Origin of the sequence: Acidovorax sp. JG5 (assembly GCF_017939685.1) — a bacterium.
Classification (GTDB): Bacteria; Pseudomonadota; Gammaproteobacteria; order Burkholderiales; family Burkholderiaceae_C; genus Acidovorax.
Genome location: NZ_JAGKSE010000049.1, coordinates 1 through 4,279, shown reverse-complemented (window position 1 = coordinate 4,279; position 4,279 = coordinate 1). Strand labels below are relative to the sequence as shown.

Sequence of the window (4,279 nt, the reverse complement as noted above, 5' to 3'; positions counted from 1 at the left end):
AATTGCTCATTCGGGGTAGATGGGGTGGCCGGACGGATACGCATCATCGTATTTTCCCGTCACTTCTCCCATCAAAAAACCCAGCATGGCGTTGATTTCTGGTCGATCAGTTCAAGGCGTTTCTCAGCACTTGAAACCTAACAACTAGCAATCGAGGCGTCAGCCGGGGACGATCACCATTTGCTTTGCGCGCTCAGCACCCGATTGATCACGTTGGCGACCGCCACTATTCGTCGCAGCAACAAGCCGATGTCTTACTCATCGTCAACCTGCTGTGAGACGCGCCTGTAGATTGTTACGTGCCTCGTAATTGACGTGCTGCCCACCGTACCGACCGCCCTATCCTCGGCGTCTTCTTCAATCTCGTCTCCCCAAGCCTCACTCAAAAGTCGCCGAACCTCCGCAGCAAGGTTTGAGTCTCTTCTCATGGGTTGTCCGGTTATCGACTTCGGCCATGACTGCCTACCGACCGTCAAGATTGATCCATCTTGCTTGGGAACCACGATGATGTTCTCACCTATCTCGAATTCATTTCGAAATTCGCGCGGGTGCACGTCGTCCTGATCCTCGTCGTAGGAGAAATGGCCATCGAAGCAGATTGTGAGTTCGTTCGATTCAGCGAGTCGGTCACGAAACTCGTCGGAGCTCAGCCATTCGTCTTGCCCCCAACATACGATAGGTAGTCCTTCCAATTTTCCGCCACACTCCAGGACAACCTCAGCGCACTTCGCCTTGACCAATTCGTCAGATTTGGAGTCTGTGATGATGCGGGCTTGTTCAGTTGCCCATTCCACAAGGCGCTCTTTCGAAACTGTCGGGAGCGCCGAATTGCGAGAGGCAATTACTGTCTCACCGACCAACAGCCCTTGAACATTGGCAAGGCGCGTAGCGCGAAGACCACCGATAGTGACCCAGCCGCCATCACTCCGGAAGTAGTCGCTGGGCCTGATGTACGCACGCCCCAGAGGTTTGCCATCGTCACCGAAGATCGTCCGTATGGCAGCGTGATGCCCCATCTTCCGCTCTTTGTCACGCGCGTCTGAATTGGTTAGTGGATCCAGACGCGAAAGCAGTTCCTCGTCGGACAGCTTGAGCCAGTCACCCGGCCCGATTGCGGGCACGGATTCCCCTTTCTCTTTTACTTCGATGGACACGGCGACGCTTGGCGCAATAGACGCAACCAACTGCTGTAGGGTCAAGGCGCTATCTCCATATCCATTGACATGTAGCAAGCCACCTTTGGCCCGCGGGTCGGTTTTTAGCCGAACTTCGATCCGCGTTCCACCGTCTACGGGCGCGTGACCTTGCTCCGTCGGCGACAGGATTGGTCGGGAGGCTGTTCCATCCCGGAACTCCAGCACACGTGCGGCATCCTCGCCGTGATCGCAACGGCGAGAGATGACACGGACGACGATTCCGATCATGAAGACGGAGAAGAAACCAATCCCGTACCGCCCAATCGCATTCATGCCCTTCGCGATCAACCCCGGAAATTCTTGAGTAGCGAGCGTGGACCGCCAGAAGGAGGTACCGAAATCGATCAACGGTCCCGTCAAGACACGCTCCGACATGCCGATGCCGTTGTCCTCCACGGTCAACCAGTGACCGTCCGGCCTCTCAGATAGTGCGACAACTATGCAGCCCCAATCTCCACGCCGCCCCTGATAGCGACGCCGCGCTTGAATTGCATCAGCGCTGTTCTGGATCAGTTCACGCAGCACAATCGTCGGGTCGTCGCCGTACAACTTCGCACCACCCAGAGTTTCAACCACCTTGGGGATGTCGGACACACGCAGCTGGGTATCAACGGGACGCCAACCCCGCGTGTGGATCGTGCGCGCAAGAGATTCGGGGCTTCCGGCTCCTTTGACTCGCCTTGCCCTAAAGAAAAGTCCCTGCGCCTTGTTCTGCATCAGCAAGTCAACGTCCTGTAGTTCCCGATTGACTGCCGAGATCGTGTCGTACGCAAGCCACCAAGCATCTGCATCGGAAACTGTGAAAGGAGCACCAGCAGTGAAAACCACCGCCTCGTGTTCAATGTGGGGGGCCGCCAGGCGCTCCTGAAACGTCCAATGCAGCGCTGACACACCTTGAGGATGCGTAAGTGCACGCAGAAACCTCGGTGCTCGTCGTTGATCGAGGTGAAGCGCATCCGCGATCCGAAGCAAACAAGCAAGCTTGACACGATCGATCCGACTCTTGGTTTTGCTTGGAAACGCCCCGAGGTCCTCCGAAAGCTCCTCCTCGACACGCGAGACCGACCACCAATGACTGTGGGCGATCTGCCCGATAGTCTCACCGTAGAAAAAACGGAGTTCAGGATCATCGATCAGATAAATGGTGTCACCACTCGCCGACATCCAGCCTTGTTTCGCCAAAGCCTCTGCCTGCTGAGCATGCAATTGCCGTAGAACCTCTGGTACCGCGCGCTGAACGATTTCGTGCGGAGGAGCGTTGACGGCCTCCGGTCCATGCTCAGCATCACCAAGCAATGCCGTGACCGTGTCCTTCCACGCAATGGTCTGCTTCAGCTGATCCAAGCCTTGCGGATAGGCCGCCAGACTCATCGCGGAGTCGTGCAGTAGAACACTGGCCCCGAACACAAACGCCTCTGCAGGACTTACTGTGATAGCTCCTTCCGACACCAAAGACGCCGTATCCCACAATGCATCCAAATGGGTCAAGTCATGAACGGTCAATCCCGGCATGGCTGCCGCTATCTGCGAGACAAGAACAGCCGCCTTCTCACGCATAGCCAGGTAGCGATCGCGGAAGAACTCCTGCTCCGCCGCGGTAATGTCCGGCAAAGGATTGACGAATGCATGACGCCACAACCAAGTGAGACGAAAGTCAGAAGGGGATGACATATTCTTTTCCTTGTTTTCTCATATTCCGTCAGCTCGCTAGAAGCCGTACTTCCTCTTTCGATTCACGAACGCCGGCTCCGTACCTTCAAGAATTTCAATCACGCGTGCCTTGATCTCCGGCGACTCGATAGCACCGCTCAGGTACGAGAAGCGCTTGTTCGCCTTGTCGCATGTGGCACAAATAATTTGCTCCGCATCACATACAACCGCAAGGTTCGGGTTGTGCGTGACCATGATGACCTGCCGGCGCTGCTTGGCGGTCTTGATGCACCTCACCAAAATTTTGTAGATGGTCTGGTTGTCTAGATTTTCTTCTGGTTGATCGATGACCAAGGGGATATCGTCCTTGTCCACCAGCAGGTAGAACACCAGCAACAGCAGGCCGCGCTCTCCCGGCGAGAGCTGGCTGATTTCCTGTTTGTCATAGGTCAGCGAATACTGCGGTTTCAAGTATTCGAGCCCGAACAGGAAGTCGTAGAGTTCCTCGGGTCGGTTTCCCTTGCGCAACTGATCGACAACGGACAACTCAGCAGGATTGACGGCCTCGACGCGTCGATCGAAATGCAGCATGTCATCGACCTTTTCGACGAATGCTACGACCGCGTCCGCATTCATGAAGTCAGTTTCTTTCAGCACGCTTCGAATGAGCAAGTTGCTCTCGTCGATCCCCGAGAAGCTGCCGCGAGTCTGCCGGTTGATGCGCCCCAAGAAAATTTCCTGGAATCCCTCTTCCGCGATCCGCACATCGAAGTCGAGCGGCAATGGCATTTCCATTCTTGTCGTCGATTGCACGAAGCCCTGCACCGGCTGATAGAGTATCCGGTATTCGGCGACAACTTTTCCGATCTGCTCATGCAAGCGACGCACGATGGCGAGCCGGGCGGTTTTCGATTGTTCGCGCTTCGCTGGCAAGGCGTCTAACGCTTCTATCTCGGCGGCATACCAGACGATGCTACTGCGCTTATCCTTGTCGCCCTGCAACTCAGTCTTAGCGCTCTCCCACTGTGTTAGTTTCTCTTTGTAGAGCAAGAACAGACGTTGCTTTTCACCGAGCTGACTCTTAATCGCCTTGATTGCAGCTTCGGCGGCTTCACGACGTCGGGACAGACTCACATCCCCGGCACCAGAAAGGAGCATGTCTTGCGCGTCGGACTCCTTTTTAAAGGCAGCGCCCAGCTTCTCGATCTCGGCCGTATTGATCTTGAGCAAGACGATCTCGCTCGCCTTCAATGTCGAATGCATTTCCGCAAGCATGCCATCCAGCTCGCCAATGAACTGTTCGTGACCTTTCTGGTGGTTCTTGATCGCTTGAAGAATACGCGTGACGTGGGCGGTGCCCTTCACCGCGTCGGCCTTCTTCTGCCGTGCTTGTGTATCCGTCCGGCCACCCCATCTACCCCGAATGAGCAATT

Annotated in this window: 2 protein-coding genes; both read right to left on the bottom strand. The window is 55.7% G+C overall.

The annotated features are described in order from the left end of the window. Positions 1-254 precede the first annotated feature (254 nt). Positions 255-2,867, bottom strand: coding sequence for an ATP-binding protein (locus J8G26_RS18945; RefSeq protein ID WP_210570797.1), 2,613 nt, complete (start codon positions 2,865-2,867; stop codon positions 255-257). Positions 2,868-2,903: 36 nt separating this feature from the next. Continuing rightward, positions 2,904-4,279 (bottom strand): AAA family ATPase (locus tag J8G26_RS18940; protein ID WP_210570795.1); only part of this gene is annotated, 1,376 nt, incomplete at its 5' end.

Excerpts from the sequence above, each read along its gene's own strand:
- J8G26_RS18945 (WP_210570797.1), bottom strand. The coding sequence starts at position 2,867 with ATGTCATCCCCTTCTGACTTTCGTCTCACTTGGTTGTGGCGTCATGCA.